This window comes from Nonlabens xylanidelens (genome assembly GCF_002934445.1).
In the GTDB taxonomy this organism is placed as follows: Bacteria; Bacteroidota; Bacteroidia; order Flavobacteriales; family Flavobacteriaceae; genus Nonlabens; species Nonlabens xylanidelens.
In genome coordinates this window covers 35,668-53,123 of record NZ_PTJE01000010.1, presented here as the reverse complement: position 1 = coordinate 53,123, position 17,456 = coordinate 35,668, and the positions used below count along the sequence as shown (strand labels likewise).

The 17,456-nt window shown below is 33.4% G+C and carries 15 protein-coding genes, 1 rRNA gene and 1 pseudogene; 9 read left to right on the top strand and 8 right to left on the bottom strand.

Annotated elements, in window-relative coordinates; all coding sequences use genetic code 11:
- Positions 1–122 precede the first annotated feature (122 nt).
- Positions 123–231: ribosomal RNA gene (rrf, locus tag LY01_RS14685) — 5S ribosomal RNA — on the top strand.
- 979 nt (positions 232–1,210) lie between these two features.
- Here rrf and LY01_RS14680 read toward each other — a convergent pair.
- Complete coding sequence (locus LY01_RS14680; protein WP_104516765.1) at positions 1,211–3,175, bottom strand: endonuclease; 1,965 nt, start codon at positions 3,173–3,175, stop codon at positions 1,211–1,213.
- Between the two features lie 119 nt (positions 3,176–3,294).
- Between LY01_RS14680 and LY01_RS14675 the strand changes: the two genes are divergently transcribed.
- Entirely contained in the window at positions 3,295–4,449 is a 1,155-nt protein-coding gene (locus LY01_RS14675) for a DUF3095 family protein (protein ID WP_104516764.1), read from the top strand.
- Between the two features lie 13 nt (positions 4,450–4,462).
- On the opposite strand, the gene LY01_RS14670 is transcribed toward LY01_RS14675, so the two are convergent.
- The 3 genes and pseudogenes from LY01_RS14670 to LY01_RS14655 all read right to left on the bottom strand — a co-directional run bounded on the left by LY01_RS14670 (position 4,463) and on the right by LY01_RS14655 (position 6,725).
- Positions 4,463–5,077 (bottom strand): hypothetical protein, encoded by a 615-nt coding sequence (locus LY01_RS14670; RefSeq protein WP_104516763.1) that lies wholly within the window; start codon positions 5,075–5,077, stop codon positions 4,463–4,465.
- Positions 5,078–5,118: 41 nt separating this feature from the next.
- Positions 5,119–6,174 (bottom strand): annotated as a pseudogene (locus tag LY01_RS14665) (acyltransferase family protein).
- Between the two features lie 8 nt (positions 6,175–6,182).
- The gene (locus LY01_RS14655; RefSeq protein ID WP_146080451.1) at positions 6,183–6,725 is read right to left on the bottom strand and encodes a hypothetical protein; all 543 of its coding nucleotides are present in this window, start codon (positions 6,723–6,725) and stop codon (positions 6,183–6,185) included.
- Positions 6,726–6,929: 204 nt separating this feature from the next.
- Here LY01_RS14655 and LY01_RS14650 point away from each other — a divergent pair, with 204 nt between their 5' ends.
- Positions 6,930–7,571, top strand: a complete 642-nt coding sequence (locus tag LY01_RS14650; protein WP_104516759.1) for an SDR family oxidoreductase — start codon at positions 6,930–6,932, stop codon at positions 7,569–7,571.
- Between the two features lie 81 nt (positions 7,572–7,652).
- Here the strand turns inward: LY01_RS14650 and LY01_RS14645 are convergent, their stop codons facing one another.
- Together LY01_RS14645 and LY01_RS14640 are read right to left on the bottom strand one after the other, a co-directional pair.
- Positions 7,653–8,465 (bottom strand): hypothetical protein, encoded by an 813-nt coding sequence (locus LY01_RS14645; RefSeq protein WP_104516758.1) that lies wholly within the window; start codon positions 8,463–8,465, stop codon positions 7,653–7,655.
- A 212-nt stretch (positions 8,466–8,677) separates the two neighbouring features.
- Positions 8,678–10,129: a glyceraldehyde-3-phosphate dehydrogenase gene (locus LY01_RS14640; RefSeq protein ID WP_104516757.1), complete on the bottom strand. Its 1,452-nt coding sequence runs from the start codon at positions 10,127–10,129 to the stop codon at positions 8,678–8,680.
- A gap of 288 nt (positions 10,130–10,417) precedes the next feature.
- On the opposite strand from LY01_RS14640, the gene LY01_RS14635 reads away from it, so the two are divergent.
- Together LY01_RS14635 and LY01_RS14630 are read left to right on the top strand one after the other, a co-directional pair.
- Complete coding sequence (locus LY01_RS14635; protein WP_104516756.1) at positions 10,418–10,753, top strand: PadR family transcriptional regulator; 336 nt, start codon at positions 10,418–10,420, stop codon at positions 10,751–10,753.
- Complete coding sequence (locus LY01_RS14630; RefSeq protein ID WP_104516755.1) at positions 10,753–11,466, top strand: hypothetical protein; 714 nt, start codon at positions 10,753–10,755, stop codon at positions 11,464–11,466. The genes LY01_RS14635 and LY01_RS14630 overlap by 1 nt, the downstream gene beginning before the upstream one ends.
- Positions 11,467–11,578: 112 nt before the next feature.
- On the opposite strand, the gene LY01_RS14625 is transcribed toward LY01_RS14630, so the two are convergent.
- Positions 11,579–12,991, bottom strand: coding sequence for a trypsin-like peptidase domain-containing protein (locus tag LY01_RS14625; RefSeq protein ID WP_104516754.1), 1,413 nt, complete (start codon positions 12,989–12,991; stop codon positions 11,579–11,581).
- 118 nt (positions 12,992–13,109) lie between these two features.
- Here LY01_RS14625 and dapF point away from each other — a divergent pair, with 118 nt between their 5' ends.
- The 4 genes from dapF to LY01_RS14605 all read left to right on the top strand — a co-directional run bounded on the left by dapF (position 13,110) and on the right by LY01_RS14605 (position 16,429).
- Positions 13,110–13,892, top strand: coding sequence for a diaminopimelate epimerase (gene dapF / locus LY01_RS14620; protein WP_104516753.1), 783 nt, complete (start codon positions 13,110–13,112; stop codon positions 13,890–13,892).
- Positions 13,889–14,410, top strand: coding sequence for a GNAT family N-acetyltransferase (locus tag LY01_RS14615; RefSeq protein ID WP_170034666.1), 522 nt, complete (start codon positions 13,889–13,891; stop codon positions 14,408–14,410). The genes dapF and LY01_RS14615 overlap by 4 nt, the downstream gene beginning before the upstream one ends.
- Positions 14,403–15,446 carry an endolytic transglycosylase MltG gene (gene mltG / locus LY01_RS14610; protein ID WP_104516751.1) on the top strand — a complete coding sequence of 348 codons (1,044 nt, stop codon included), beginning with the start codon at positions 14,403–14,405 and terminating at the stop codon, positions 15,444–15,446. The genes LY01_RS14615 and mltG overlap by 8 nt, the downstream gene beginning before the upstream one ends.
- Before the next feature lie 326 nt (positions 15,447–15,772).
- Positions 15,773–16,429, top strand: coding sequence for a peptidoglycan-binding protein LysM (locus LY01_RS14605; protein ID WP_146080450.1), 657 nt, complete (start codon positions 15,773–15,775; stop codon positions 16,427–16,429).
- A 166-nt stretch (positions 16,430–16,595) separates the two neighbouring features.
- Here the strand turns inward: LY01_RS14605 and LY01_RS14600 are convergent, their stop codons facing one another.
- A complete protein-coding gene (locus LY01_RS14600; protein WP_104516749.1) occupies positions 16,596–17,294 on the bottom strand; it encodes a hypothetical protein in 699 nt (232 codons plus the stop codon).
- Positions 17,295–17,456 lie beyond the last annotated feature (162 nt).

The following is a 17,456-nucleotide window of genomic DNA, read 5'->3' as shown; positions in this document are numbered from 1 at the left end:
CAGTAATGTCATAGCCGAGTGATACTAATTACCCGTAAGCTTAGATATTCTAACACCTATTTTTTTACTAGTTTATATTTTCAATATGTCAAATCATACAGTTGATTTTCAACTGCAACCATTAAGGTGGTTATAGCGATGGGGCTCACCTCTTACCTTTCCGAACAGAGAAGTTAAGCCCATTTGCGCAGATGGTACTGCTATTTGTGGGAGAGTATGTCGCCGCCTTCTTTTAAACCCTTGTCAATTAGACAAGGGTTTTTTTTGTTTATACATGTCCGTTCTAGAATGAATAATGTTATAAGTTTGTTCATCTAGAATAATTATAAGCTCGTATCGAGAGTTGTTGAGTAAGTTTTATTGTTTGTTTTTTGCTGGGTTCATATATGAAAGTTTAGGTTTGATTTTTTGGGTATACATATTTATTAAAAATCAGTAGTCATAGAGATTAGTTCAGGCCAATTATATGTTGTCAAATTATTACATTATAGTATGTTAATTTAATCCTTTAGCTAATTAAAATTGTTCTACACGATATTCATGAAAAACACAAAGCCATCATTAGGCTAAACAAATTAACAATTTTAAGACTCCGAAACTACTAATTGGCGTGAACAGACAAAGGTGGATAATATTTAGAGTCAAATAATCTGATGTATAACACGCTATACTGCCACAAATAATGTCTCGAACAAAAGGTTAAATTGAATGACGCATTCCAAATGGTTCTTGTGAGATTTATGAATTATTATAAGCTTTATGTTTTCACACCTACAACCATTACCAAAACAACAGTATACTAATGGAATCCCTCACTCGCACTATACTTTTATTGTTGTTATTTATTATTCAGAGACAGAAAACTACAGTTTTAAATGGTGTTAAGTTATACTAGATAAAAATGTTTTTAAACCAATAAAGATAGAGAAGTATTGCCTCGAGAAGAAAAACTATTACTAATTGAGGTATTGGAATACTAATAGCAGTGTTTTCATTAATAGAAAAATACAAAGTGTTAAGTCAAAGATTATACTTGTTGAATAATATATTCTGTTTAAAAAACATCTTTTACTCTTATCTCTAGCCCTCAATAATTGGATTATTAAGATAAGTTACTTGTAAATAATAAATAAAAAAAATCTCAATGAATCTAAATTCATTGAGATTTTAATAATCTATATAGGACCAAATCAATATTTTAAAATTGAAATTATCTTACTAATAATTTTACGACTTTAGAATTATCACCTTCACTTAGTTTTGCTAGGTACATACCAGTTGTTAAGTTATGGTTTATTCTAATTGTATTTGTTATGTTTTCAGTTCTTATAACTCTACCAAACGAGTCGTAAATAGTAATATTAATTGGCTCATTAACATTCGATATTGTAAAGTGGTTATTTGAAGGATTAGGTGTTATAACTATTTTCGTTAGTACTTCGGACTGTCCTGAGAGTGTGAAGGTTTGACCTATATTATTACCATAAATTAATTCTACTAATTCAGGATTATCAATGAATGGGTTTCTATTATTTTGCCAGGTGTAAATGACATTATTACGATTCATTTCAAAATCATCTGGTGGATCATTTCTGTGCCATTGTATTAATGTCGCTAGGTCACCTATTTGTCCAGTAGTTGTATTTGCAGGGTTACCATTTACCATAGCAAGATTGTTGTATCTTAAATCCATATAGAATAATGCACGAGCAACGTCACCATGCCAACTACCTTGAGAACCTACAGGACCGTTATATTCTGGGAAATCATTGTTACCTCTAGAACTGTTTTCTGGACCGTCTGCAGCTCTTAAATGGTGTGCATCACTATTTCCATGTCTTAAACTATCAGCATTAGTTTCTGTCCATATCGACATACCGTCTGTAACCTCGTCATATTCAATTGATGAAAATGGACCTCTAGATCTAGACCAGATATGCTCTCTATTCCATTTGCCTGTATTTGTGCTACCGGTTTGAAAGTCGATTACTCTACGTTCTTGTTCCGTATACATTAACCATACGTTATTAGAGTTTAATGGCGAAACATCTGATTTTTTTAATATCTCTGTCACATCATTGTATGTATGGATACGCACTACGTTTTCCTCAGAAATGAGTGCGGTAATAGCCGTTTCTAGTTGTGGCGATGCTAGATTATTTAAACTATTATAATAATCACTCGGTGCAGTGCTAGCTACAATACCATATGTAGGTGCTAGTGGAGTACCGTATGTTGCTACTTGAAAATCATTATCAATCACTGCTAGTTCTTCAAGATCTTTTAATCTCTTAAAACCTGTTGGTAAATTATCATCCAAGTTTATACGTAAAGACTCATCACCCTCATCTATTGCATCGTCGGTAATGGTAAAACTTAGTGTTGTACTGGTCTGACCAGCTGGAATAGTAAATGAAGAAGCTCCTGTAAAGTCATTTGCATCAAAGCCTTGGTTATCAAAATTAAAACCTAGGGTAAAATCCGTGCTAGGTGCCTCGGTTAGTGTGAAGGTAATGTCAAATGTATCAGGTTCGGTAAGCTCTGTTTTACTAGTTGTGAAACTAACACCATTATAGGTAGGTATTGTAGAATTGTTTAATGAGTGCGGTGTAGGGCTTTTAGTTTCATATGTCCCATCTGTTTTACGTTGTACCGATTCTGTTGTTTTATTACCGTTTTCATTTTCATTGTATTGAACTGTAATACCTAAAAATGTCATCAATGCTACGTTATCAGCATCATCAGTGTCATAAATTAATGCATCAACTAGATTTACTTGGGATGGGAATGTTCTATCTGGCCAGTCTGTATCGTCACCTCTGTAAATTGCTACAGCATCTGCACCTAGTTGTATGTTACTTTCTGCTATATAACGATCTGGAACTGGTGAAACTAGAGAGCTACCTAAGACAACTAAACCATTGTCATCTGTCACAAGACCATCGAGATCTACTGTGTAATAACTACGCCCCATTCCTGTGCTAGAGCTTGTAGAACCATTAAAAAACACCAATACGAAACCATCTAACTGATAAAATGGTACATCAGATTTTAATTCAACAAATTGCCTATCGTTTGTGCTAGGGGTATCTGCATCTAATTCGTTTATGACTACTTGTGATTCCGCTTTCGCGAAAGCGAGAACAACAATTAGTAAAAAGTATAATTTTTTCATTTTAATAGGGGTTTCTGCAAAAGTACTATTAATGCTCTAGATTCAATGATATTAAATGGTTAAGAGATTTTAATACTACCTTGTGATATAAGAATACATAAATTCATGTAATTTTGAGTATGGCCGCTACAGATACATTATTTTATTCTAACTTACATTTACATTATGGTTCTATTCATGAACTGATAAATGATGAAGAAGCTTTTACTGATGTTCCAAACTCGTGGAATATAATTGTAACCGATGTAGAAAAATCTACACAAGCTGTGCAAGCTGGAAAGCAACAGCTTGTTAATCTAGCAGCTACTGGTAGTATAGTTGCCTGTCTTAATATTTCTCGAGCAAAGGGTGTTGAGATTCCTTTTTTCTTTGGAGGTGATGGAGCAACACTTATAGTCCCTAATGAGATCTTAAATGAATGTTTGTTTGCTTTAAATCTACACCAAGAGAGGTGTTCTATTTCTTTTGATTTCTTTTTAAGAGTAGGGTACCGTAAAGTTGGAGAAATGGTTGATAAAGGAGCGTCTCTTAAAATATTAAAGTACAAGCGAAACGATCTCCATTTAATGCCTGTTATATTAGGTAATGCATTACAAATGGCAGAAAATGAAATCAAAGCCTCACCTCCCGTAACAGCTATAGAGCAATTTAATTTTAATCTCGACCTTAACGGAATGGAGTGCAAGTGGGATAAAATAAGCCCGCCGGATAATAAAAATGAGATTATTTCCTTAATAATTAAGGCCAGAAAAGTAGAGGATCAATCTAGGTTATATAGTCAGATTTTAGAGAAAATCGAATTAATATATGGAGATGATACCATACGCCATCCTATTGTCGCAAAACGATTAAAGATGGTCAATAGTCTAAGTAGGATTAAGGCTGAAGTAAAAATGAAATTTAAAAATGTTACACCTAGCAAGTTGGTTTCTAGCTGGTGGCGTGGTGTAATGGGTGGCTGGTTTACTAAAAACACTAAAAAAGGTAAAAACTATATCAATGACTTGATTCAACTAACAGAGACGTTATTATTAGATGGTTCTATTAATACTGTGATTACTGGAAATGTGGGGCAAAGAGAGCAACTACTAGAATATCTAGATGGGTTAGAAAATGATCATTTAATAAATTATGGATATTACAGTAGTAGCAGTAGTGTTTTATCTTGTTTTGTTACAGCCATAGATGACTATCATATTCATTTTCTTGATGGAGAAAATGGCGGTTATACACAAGCCTCTAAGGTTTTAAAAGCAAAGATGAAACTGGTTTAATAATGTGGTATTATTAATCTTCTGCTCTTATTATATCTATTAGGGTATTTGCGTTTTGCATGCTATCTAATTCACTATTTAGAATATAATAAATATCATCACCATAATTTTCTTCTACATTAAGTTCTGATAACATGTTATACCTATCTGCCTCCATATCATTATGGATGTAAAAGATAGAATCATAATTAATTGATACAACTTTCATTGTAGAATACTGGCTGTAACCTGTTTTATAATGATATACATCACCTATAGCTGGTGTTGCGATGTATGCTGCATCTCTATTTTCAACATATCGTGACCTTCCTATACCTAGGATTATAGCAATAATTATAATAGCAACGCCCGTAAATTGCCAAAATGGTGTTTTGCTATCATTTTTTAATAGGTCTATATGGCTGTAATAATTTTGAGGGAATTCATTTTGATTTGCCTCATAAGTACAGTCGTGACAATAAGCAGAAATTTTTATACCTAAGGGAAACATAGGTATATAATATAGATGAGTGTGAGAACTGCGAGATATTAAAGTTACAGTTCCTTGAGATTCACAGAAATTGCATTTAATGGATTTAGGCGTGATCTCGTTAAGTAATACTGGTTTGGTGCCAAAAATAAATATCATTTGTATTATGGTTGATCTGTAATTATAACAGAAGATTAAAATTAGTTTTTATTTCTAATCCAACGGTTTAAAGGGGTTTCAAAATAACGATGGCTTGCAGCAGCAGCTATAACGGTTATTGTAAACAATAATATTATGATTAGATAGTGATTAGTGATTAATTCAAATTTACCATTACCTAGTATAAAGTATCTCATTACTAGATGGTGTATCATGTAGAAGCCAAAACTTATCTCTCCTAACCATATGGCATATTTATGACTTAGAATTTTAGAAATTGCTCCTTGTTGAAAAGCAAATATTAGAATGATGGTCATTATAGGGATCCAATAAAAAATACTGTATAAAGATGTATCTGTAACACTATCTCGTAAACTGAAAAACAATACAAAAATCGCAATAGAAAGAAACTCTAGTATAGTAAAATCTACTAACGTTTTTTGATTTTTTAGATTTATATACAAATCATATATTACAATGCCTAAGATGAAATCAACTATTCTAAATAGTGGATTGATGTAAAATAAACCATGCTGCAAGTTCGGACTTATATAGTTAGTTAGAATGATGATAATAGATGCTAAAATTGCGGTTAGGTAGTATTTAAATTTACCTAGTTTATTGAAAAGAATTAGTAAATAAGGGAAACATAAATAAAAGAAAGCCTCGCAAGAAATACTCCATGATGGTCCGTTAAAAGAAAAGTAAAGTTCTTTTATAGGTATGAAACTTTGGGTTAAAGTAACGTTAGACAACCCCAATAATAAACCTCTTATAGTAATTTCTTGACCCTAGAACATTAAAGGTATTGCGATTAAAAAAGTAGCAAGATGTAAAGGATAAACTCGTGCTAGTCTTGCTATAAAAAAACTCCTTCTTGCTGTCGCATTGCTATCTAGTTTAAAACGATAAACATGGGTAAGTATAAAACCGCTTAAGATAAAAAAGAAACTGACACCTATATAACCTTGTGATAGAATGGTGTTATAAGTATCGCGCAACCATATATGATTAGAATTTTTTAAAAAATTTAAATGTGATACAAATACCATTAATGCAAATAAAAACCTAAGTGAAGTAAGTGGTTTAAGATGCATATTGATATTTATTGAGCAAAGTAATAAAACTGTCCTTGATAAAAATCATGCATTCTACGTGTGCTATTGCGCAATAAAATAAAAGGTAATACAATGGCTATACTGGCAAACAAGATTATAAAAGGCAGTATTATTAGAGCAATGGCACTATCTGTTATTACACTAAATATCATACTTAACAACACGATAATACAGTACAAACTTGCCATAATCATGTAAATAAAAATTGCGATTTTAAAAGAGTTTACCTTAACGGTTATTTTAATGCCTTCTTCCGTTTCTATAACATAACCAGTACCTATGGCAGTATGTTTTCCAAAATCTAAGAAAGCCGCTTTATGTTTAATTCTAAAATGACTATTAACTACTAGACCTTTATATCTTCTATAGTCAGACGAGAAGAGATCTTCTAGATCTGTAAACCAGCCTATCTCACTATATAAAGTCATTTCACCTAATTTGCGCGCAAAATCATATGCGCTTATAGGTAATTCTATAGTAAAGAACGATATGATACCTATTTTATGGAGAAATTTGTCAAAGCTATTCAAGCGCTGCAGGGTTTATTAATTTAATATATGGCTATGGTAAAAATACAAGTTTTAATAGCTGCGTAAGTTACAAAAATTGAACGCATGGTGAATACGTTAAATGCAGCTTAATAAAAGAATAAGGCATAGTTAATAAGTGCTTAAAATGAGGTTAAAAACTATTAGACAAGCTGTTAGAGCAGCTGTATTTAGTATCTTGAACACATGGAAAAAGTATTAGTAGCAGGTGCAACAGGTACCACAGGAAAACAAATAGTAAATCTTTTAAATGAGTCTCAATATTTTGAGCCGGTAGCCATGATACGTAAAGAAGAGCAAAAGGCACAATTTGAAGCTCAAAATGTTAAATGGGTAATGGGCGACCTTTCTCAAGATATTTCTCATACGTTTAAAAATATTGATAAAGTAATTTTTGCTGCAGGTTCTGGTGGTAAAAAAGTAGTCGAGATAGATCAAGAAGGAGCAAAGAAGGTAGTCGATGGAGCTATAACAAATGACATTAAAAAATTTGTGATGCTTAGTTCTATGGGAGCAGATAATCCAGAAGAGGCAGACCAATTAGTAGAGTATTTAAAAGCAAAACATAATGCTGATGTTTATTTGAAAAACAGCGGTCTCAACTATACGATAGTTAGACCAGGTTCTTTGATTAATGATAATGCCTCTAACCATATTGAACTCTCACATAAATTAAATAAACATGGTGAAATCTCAAGAGCAGATGTGGCACAAACATTAACTCGAGCATTACACGATGATACGGCAAATAAAGAAACCTTTGAAATTATAAAAGGAGATACTTTAATAAGTAAAGCCCTAGATACTATGAGTACAGCAACGGTATAAAATTTTAGTGATATAAAATCTAGCATTTAATAAAAATCCATCTCAATTTGAGATGGATTTTTTTATGCTATTTTTACTCTTTTAAGCTAGTGGATAGTTACTATTTACTTTACTTATTCTATCATGATATTCTATAACTCGCGTAGAAGAAATAAAGCCTATTTCTTTAACAAGGTTACATGTAGAATATCGCTGACTTTTATATCTATATTCATCCAGCCATTTATCGAGAACATTTTGCTGTTCATATGTACGATCAGGAAAAATAATTCTAGGTAATTTTTGTTCGACACGATTAGGTTTTGGGGTTAATCTTGCCCGATAGCAATTTTGTTTTTCACACATGTAATTGTAGAGTCGGTCACCGTTAAAATCTTTTAAAATGGATTTAGTCTCTATGCTTCTCACTGGATAATGAAATCCACTTACTAAAATGCGATAACCTTTATAAGTTTCATAAATTCTAAAACCCAACTGACTATAAACACTCTTTGCAGCAGCTTTTTCTATTCCTGCTAGCATAAAATCTTTATTCGTTTTACCACGTCTGAAAAAGATTTTCATGAAGCTTAACTTGTAACTATCTACATCTATAAACATGGTATCTGTAGAATTGAGAACCTGTGCACCATACCTATTACGTGTTATAATATTATTACTGTCTATTTTTTCTATGATTTCCTCCCTAATATCGACCTCATAACTAGGGTCGTTATTAAATACTCTATTTATTTTCTCCTGAATCTTAGCAGCTGCTTTATCGAGTCTTTGTTCTGCATCTTCTCTAGCATGCTCTATAGAAATATCTGACCCACCATAAACAGTTGATTCCTGTGTAAAATCATCTATTTGTAAAACTCTAGAGGCAGTTGCCCAATATTTGAATATTCTCATGTAGTAACCATTAACTTTAAATACGGTGACTATAAAATTGTATAGACCATAATCAAATTTAATGAAAATGAGACTTGGTTGGAGAGATTTTGAAATGTATTCGCTTTCGCGAAAGCGGAACACTTATCAAAAAAGTAATTTAACTAAAAAGCCATCTCTTATTGAGATGGCTTTTTCACGCTTTAGCAAATTTGAAAGCAATTTATAAAAAATTAGTAATAAGTAAAACGTCTTACTTTTGCGATATATTTAGCCAGTCTAATCACCTGGTGGCTATATCCATATTCATTATCATACCATACATAAACTATTGCATTTTTTCCATCTGGACCTACTATAGTTGCGTTAGAGTCATAAATAGACGGTGCGTTAGAACCTATAATGTCACTAGAAACTAGCTCGTTATCAATAGAATACTTGATTTGTTCCACTAGATCACCTTCTAGAGCATATTTCTTAATGGTAGCATTAAGAGCGTCCTTAGAGGTGGCAGTTTCTAATTCTAGATTAAGAATGGCAAGAGAACCATTAGGTACAGGAACACGTATAGCGTTAGAGGTAAGTTTACCTTCAAAAGAAGGTAATGCCTTGCTTACCGCTTTTCCAGCACCAGTTTCTGTAATAACCATATTAAGTGCCGCAGCGCGTCCACGACGGTACTTACTATGCATGTTATCTACTAGATTTTGATCATTAGTATATGCATGTATCGTTTCTAAATGTCCTTTTACAACACCAAAACTGTCTTCTATCGCCTTTAAAACAGGTGTTATAGCATTAGTCGTACAACTTGCTGCAGAAAATATATCTACTTGATCAGGGTTGTTCTCTAATTGGTTAACACCGTGTACTATATTAGGAATACCTTTTCCTGGTGCAGTAAGTAGTACTTTATGTGCACCTTTTGCCTCTAGATGGCGGGCTAGTGCCACGTCGTCTCTAAAAGCACCAGTATTATCTATAATAAGAGCATCGTTAATACCGTATGCTGTATAATCTATGTCTTCTGGCGCGTTTGCACTTATTACTTTTACAGTTGTCCCGTTAACAATAAGAGACTCTTGTTCTAGGTCATAGCTTACCGTACCAGAAAAATCTCCATGTACACTATCTTGTGCAAGAAGAGAAGCACGTTTTTCAAGAACAGATTCTGTAATCGCGCCACGAGTTACTATGGCACGTAGTCTTAACTGGCTGCCTTTTCCAGCCTTGCTCATTAATTCTCTAGCAAGTAAACGGCCTATTCTACCAAAACCATAAAGCACCACGTCCTTAGGAGTGATTTCTTCAGTTTTTTGTGCGTCACCCAGTTTACTCATGACAAAAGCCATGGCATCCTGCATCTCGTTTTCTTCTAGATGGTATTCATAAGTAAGTTTACCTATGTCTAGTTTTGAAGGTGGTAAGTCTAGAGATAGAATAGCTTGTGCGATCTCCACACTATCAAAAACCGAAATAGGTTTTTGTACAAATTCACCAGCATACTCATGTAGGTTGATGATCTCGCTTACGTTTCTATCAATAAGCTGATTTCTAAATAGTACCAGTTCTATAGAACGGTCATACCATAGGTCGCTTACGACTTTAATAAATGCAACAGCTGCACGTCGCCTGTCAGTTTGAAAAGCGAGCTCTTTTTCATAAGTATCTACTTGGTTACTCATAAATGTGGGTTTAGTGTGTTTAATTTTTTGCAAAAGTAATAATACTATAACGTTATAGTAGAATTTATTTCGACTTATTTATGTGTATTGTTTAATTTATTTATTGATTTGTGATGGTTATAGATTCGCTTTCGCGAAAGCGGAACTCATAAAACTGCTCTTAACTACCATAAAAGTTGATTATTTATAATTTTATTACTCTCGCTATTTCTTAAAAATACAATTTTTTCAATAAAAATTATTGTTACCTAAGATTCTTATGTATGTTTGTACCTAAGAAACTTAGGTATGTCCAATAACAAATTATACAGAGGTAGTTTAACCACTATAATCATGCGCCTGCTAGAGCAAGAAGGGAAGATGTATGGTTATGAAATTACTCAAAGAGTAAAAGAATTAACTAACGGTACAATGGATGTTAAAGAAGGAGCTCTTTATCCTTCTTTACATAAATTACAGTCTGAAGGTCATTTAAAAGTAGAAGCAGAGAAAGTTGAGAATCGTGTTAGAAAATATTATTCCCTCACTCCACAAGGTGAAAAAGAGGCTGTGAATATGATGCAAGAATTAAAGGAATATATGGAGAACATGCAGGCTATTATTAACCCTAAACTATCATTTTAATGAATAAATTAACTCAAGAACATATAGAAGAGTTATTTGCATTTACTCAAAAACATTATGTAGAATGGTATGATCTTCAATCCGAGCTGGTTGATCATCTAGCAAATGGAATAGAACATCAATGGCAAGAAGATCCAGACCTAAGTTTTGAAAAAGCGCTACAGATAGAGTTTAAAAAATTTGGCGTGTTCGGATTTATGGATGTGGTAGAAGAACGCCAGAAATCATTAGGTAAGAAATACTCTAAACTAATATGGAAACATACCTTAGAGTTTTTTAAGTTACCTAAAATCTTATTGCTTATTTTATTTAGCGTAGCCACTTTCTATCTATTGAGATTAATAAGTGTCTCTGCAGATTATTTGAGTGCGGTAATAGTAATTCTATTTATAGGTTATTTTGTTAAACTATCTGTTTCTTATTTTAGAGAGAGAAAAAGAAGTCAAGAAAGTGATGAGAAGAAATGGCTGTTTAAAGATATCATTATGCAGCATGGAGCAGGTTTTGGTTTAGGGTTAATACCTATTCATTTTTTTAATATGCTTATTCCCAATACAAATTCATTTGCAAGCATGAATCTTTGGGTTGTAGGAATCATTAGTTTTCTATTTGTGTTGATGTGTGTCATGTTATACGTTATACAAGTGGTGATACCTAAAAAGATGGAGGAATACCTAGAAGAAACCTATCCAGAATATAAACTAGTAGCATAAAAAAAATCTCCAAATAACTAAGTAGCTATCTGGAGATTTTGCATTTTTAAACTTAAACTTAAACTTAAACTTAAACTTAAACTTAAACTTAAACTTAAACTTAAACTTAAACTTAATCCAGCGTATATCTAAAACGTTCTATTTCACCAGCGCTGTTTTTCATTTGAATCAATAGCGTCGCATTAGGATTAACACTTCTCAATACATTTTGTACGTCATCTATATTTGTAACTTCTGTATCATTGATTTTGGTGATAACATAATCTCTCATATCATACCTTGCGAGACCTCCAGTAGTGCGTTCTATTTTTACACCTTCTTTAATTTTATACTTGCTACGATCTGATTTAGTTAAGTTACGTAAATCCATTTCTATAGATGGAATACTAACCGTATTGTTTTTAGTCAGCTCTATATTTATTTGACTTATTTTTCCATCTCTAATAATATTTGCCACTACCACATCGCCAGGATTTTTACTAGTTACATAACCAGTAAGCTCAGAGAATTTTGTGATCTTAATATTATCTATCATAGTAATGACATCACCTTTGCGCAGTCCTGCATTAAACGCACCACTATCTTCTACTACGTCAGATACTATAATTCCTTCACTTTCATCTATACCTAATTCGTCTGCAATGTTACCATTAAGGTCACCACCACGTATACCTAGCATTCCTTTTTGTACAAAACCGAATTCTATAATGTCATTAATTATTTTACGAGCATTATTAGATGGCACCGCAAATGAGTATCCTACATAAGAACCAGTTTTAGACGCGATAGCTGTATTAATTCCTATCAACTCTCCATTAGTATTAACCAGCGCACCACCAGAATTACCTGGGTTTACAGCAGCATCAGTTTGAATAAAACTTTGCTGGTTAGCATCAGTCGCATCGAGATCACGACCTTTGGCACTTACTATTCCTGCGGTTACTGTACTAGTAAGGTTAAAAGGATTACCTACGGCTAGAACCCATTCTCCTATTTTAGTCTGGTCAGAATCGCCAAAAACAATATAAGGCAATGCCTCGTCTGTCTCTATTTTTAATAAAGCGATATCGCTATTAGGTTCTGTACCTATCAGTTTTGCTTTATAAGTTTTGTTATTATTTAAAGTAACCTCTAGTTCACGAGCGTTATCAATAACATGATTATTAGTCACTATATAACCATCTTCAGTAATAATGACACCACTACCAGTTCCTATCGCTTCTCTATAAGGTACACGTCCATTTCTTAAATCAGACCAGGACTGTCTTACTCTAGCAACCGTTTTGTTTTTTACGTGTACCACGGCATGTACAGTTTTTTCAGCAGCTTCTGTAAAATCTACACCTGCTATAGATGTTGCGTTTACATAATTTACTGGGCTTATGGGTACAGGATTTTCTCCTGTAGTTGCTTGTTCTGTATATATAGATTTTTGAGAGTTTTCTTCAAAAAAGAATTTATAAGATCCTAAAACAACCGCGCCACCTAGGACGGCTATCCCTAATGTTTTGATAAATGATTTCATGTGCAATTTGTTTATTTATATCTATAACCTAAAATTACACATAGAATTGTGTTTAAAAAATAGGTTTAACGCTGTTTAACACTAAGAGAATTGAATCACTTGCTGTATTTTTGCAAGAATGAAAACGATCACATTCTACAAGTATCAAGGAACAGGTAACGACTTTGTTATCCTAGATAATCGCGACTTACATTTTGATAAAACAAACACTAAACTTATTGAGAAGCTTTGCGATCGTAAATTTGGTATAGGAGCAGACGGTTTAATGCTGTTAGAAAACCATGATACGTTAGACTTTACCATGGTTTATTATAATGCAGACGGTAACGAGAGTTCTATGTGTGGTAATGGTGGCCGCTGTCTAGTTAGTTTTGCACAACACTTAGGCATCGTAAAAGATACCGCAAGTTTTGAGGCTACAGACGGTTTACATCATGCTCATTTATTTGATAATGGAGAGGTAAGTTTACAAATGACAGATGTGCCTGTGGTACAAGTCTTTGATGGACATATTTTCACTAATACTGGTTCACCGCACCATGTCCAATTAACTGATAACATAGATCATACAGATGTTTTTACACAAGGTAGGCACCTGCGTAATGATCTTTATGGAAAAGAAGGTGCAAACATAAATTTTGTAGAACCACAAGGTGGTAACGTATTTAAAGTACGCACCTATGAGCGTGGAGTAGAAGATGAGACTCTAAGTTGTGGTACAGGTGTTACAGCAGTAGCTCTTGCCATGCATAGCACACAACAAACACAAAATAACGAGGTGTCACTTCTTACACCTGGCGGTACTTTAAAAGTGAAATACCAGCCATCTCCTCAAGGATATACTGATATATGGTTAACTGGTCCTGCAACGCAAGTTTTTAAAGGAGCGATAGCCGTATGATGTTAAAAAACGATTTATGTGAGTTAAGGGCAGTAGATCCAGAAGATCTAGATTTTATCTATGCATTAGAGAACAATCCAGAGCTATGGGAATTCGGTCATACCATAACTCCTTATTCTAAATTTACCATTAGAGAATATCTAGAAAATGCGCACCGCGATATTTATGAGGTAAAACAATTACGTCTCGCCATTTGCAATTTAAATAATGAAATTAAAGGAGTTGTAGATCTTTATGATTTTGACCCTTATCATAAACGTGCAGGAGTAGGTATAATTATCTCTCAAGAGTCAGACCGTGCACGTGGTCTTGCTACTGCTGGACTAGAACTCATGATAAATTATGCTTTTAAACACCTTAGATTACATCAATTATATGCGAGTATAAGTGAGGATAATCTAGCCAGTCGCAAATTGTTTGAAAAGTTACGCTTTCGCGAAAGCGGAATAAAAAAAGACTGGATTGCCACAGAAAAATCATATAAAAACGAACACCTTTACCAACTGATCAATGAATAAGAATTATAAAAAAATCATCCTAGGTATTGTACTCGTGGGACTGGTAATTATGGGCATTTTTGCTTATAATATTTACTCAATATTATTCGGTTCAAACACTAATTTTGAGACCGAAACCTATGAGGTTTTTATACCTAGTGATGCAGATTATAATACCGCATTTCTTATTATAGCAGATGCTGTAAATGATCGTGACAACTTACACACCACAGCAGTTAAAAAGAAATATAACGAGAATATAAAATCTGGTAGATTTTTGATTAAAAAAGGTTCTAGCAATAACGATATTATAAATACCGTGCGCAGTCAGAACATGCCTATTAAGGTCACTTTTAATAATCAAGAACGTGTAGAAAACCTTGCAGGACGTTTATCCCAACAAATAGAACCGGATAGCCTGACTTTACTTAAGGCTATGAAAGATCCAGAATTTTTAAAAGAAAATGGACTGGATGAAAATACAGCTTTGAGCATCTATTTACCTAATTCTTATGAGACCTACTGGAATACGAGTGCAGAGCGTTTTAGAGATAAAATGCTTTCTTACCACAAACAATTCTGGACAGCAGAGAAACTTGCAAAAGCAAAAAAACTAGATCTATCACCTAGTGAAGTGTACACGCTTGCTTCTATAGTACAAAAAGAAACTGCCAAAGTAGATGAAATGCCTAGAGTAGCAGGTGTTTACCTTAACCGACTTGCGAGAGGTATAAAACTCGATGCAGATCCTACGGTTATATATGCAAAGAAAAAATCTGAAAATGATTTTGAACAACAAATTAAGCAAGTGCTATATGTACATCTAGAAATAGATAATCCATACAATACGTATAGATATTCTAGCCTGCCTCCAGGTCCTATAGTTACTCCAGATTTAACTGCGATCAATGCGGTACTCAATCCAGAAAAGCACGACTATTTATATTTTGTAGCAAATGTTGAGAATTTTGGATATCATAAATTTGCCAAAACCCTTGCGCAACACAATCGTAATGCTGCGGCTTATAGAAGGTGGATAGCAAAGAATAATAGATAGAGTTAATATCATTTAATCGATTGATTAATAGCGCTTCATATTCCATTATGTAGTGCTAGATGTTATTATTTGTTAATTTTAAATGCATTTCTACTAGATCTGTAAAGATTTCGTTTATCCTTTGTTACTTAAATCTCGTGTTATATAGATGACTGACCTCATTTCTATCGTTTAAAAGACTAACGACCGCTTAAAATGTCTTTTTTTAAGGATATAGTGCCTTAAATCAGTTCTTTAACATCGATCTAACAAATAAGCGAGATAGTGTCGTAAATTTGCGCCGCGTTATAGAAAGGTGTGACAGTAACCTTTCGGAAACAAAATTTATGAGATCACAATATGTGAATTTTATTGCTTATCCAGCAGTGTTGTTGATGAGCTTTTCGGCTTTTAAATATATAAAGTCCGATTCTTCAAATAGCAACTCTGAAAAAGCTGCTGTAAAAGAGGTTTTAGAAATGGGACCTTTTGAAGAAACAGAAAACGAAGAAGAGAGTGGTGACTTGAATCTACGAGACTACTCGCTGGCTACGTCCAGTGCAGATAGTTTTATTTCATTCAAGGAAGCACTAGCTTTTAAAGAATCTAGAGGTCAACACTGGCGCGTAAATACTTTAGGTTACATGGGTAAGTACCAGTTCGGTGCTGTCACGCTTAGACATTTTGGTGTAACAGATACTACTGCTTTTTTAAAGTCAGTAAGGTTACAAGAAAGAGTCTTTATTCAAAATTTACGATACAACCATAAGATATTGAAACCTTATATAGAGAAATATGAGGGAAAAACTATTGCTGGTGTAGAAGTAACAGAGAGCGGTATTCTTGCTGCGGCACATTTATCTGGACCAGGTGGTGTGAAGAAATTTCTTAAATCAAATGGACGCAAGAGTAATAGAGACGCTTATGGTAGCTCTACTAGATCTTATATGAAAAAATTCGGTGGTTATGATTTAAGTAAAGTGCTTAAAGTAACGAGAGCCTAATACTTTTAAATTTATAGAATCCCTTAATATAATAAGCCTTGTGAAGTTCATTTCACAAGGCTTTATTTTTGATATTATTAGATTGCGTTATCGCAAGAACTATCGGTGTTTCTTTTTAATAACAGCTGTTATATAGATTGAATGTTATAAATGGCAATAAATGTCATTAACAAATAAGCAATAACCTTTTCTCTCCGTTTTTTTCTTTTGGAGCACGATGTACGCAAGGTAGGACTTTGCTCTCAGGATGATCGATAGCTAATCTGTATAGGTTACCTAATTCTAATTTTACAGGTTGTGATTCAGGTGTTTCTTGATAATGTAGGTCAAAGAAATTGTCACTTAAAAAGGTTTCAAAATCTTCTTCTGATTTGTCGTGTAATTTTTTAAGTTCCTCGCGTATTTCTGGAATCTGGATTTTTTGTACGGCTTGTGAATTGGGTACTATTTCACTTGATGCGCCATAATAGGTGCACAAAATAGTGTCTACTGGTATAGGAGAACGATCTACATGAAAAGAGTACACATCTGTTGGGAAGGGTGGATAACTATCGTCTCTATCATAGAACTCAATTAGGTTAAGAGTAGGAGATGTGCCCAGATCTTTTAAGGTCTTTAAATCTTCTAAAAGTATGTTACGAGCCAGTTGCCCTTGTTCACTTAGCTGAAGTTCTAGAAGATTATCTGGTAGAATCTCGACTATGTTCTCATTTGATTCTAACTGGCTAACGATCTCAGAAAAATCACCTACTAATTCGCGATTCCAGCAAATCGCATTCATTTTTTTATGAAAGGAAGCACTTATAAAGTCTTCAAAATTACTAACGCAATGAATTTGATTCTCTTTATGAGGTATGTTTTTCATAATTTATTAATAGAAACTAGTTTTAGATAGATGTAAACATAAACATTAGAAGGATGGTTTATATCTAATAGATACATATTAGATTAAAAAATCAGAGTTACTGTACTATGATAAGTAGGATAAGTGCTTTTAAGAAATGTAGTTTTACCTGTTGTTTTATTG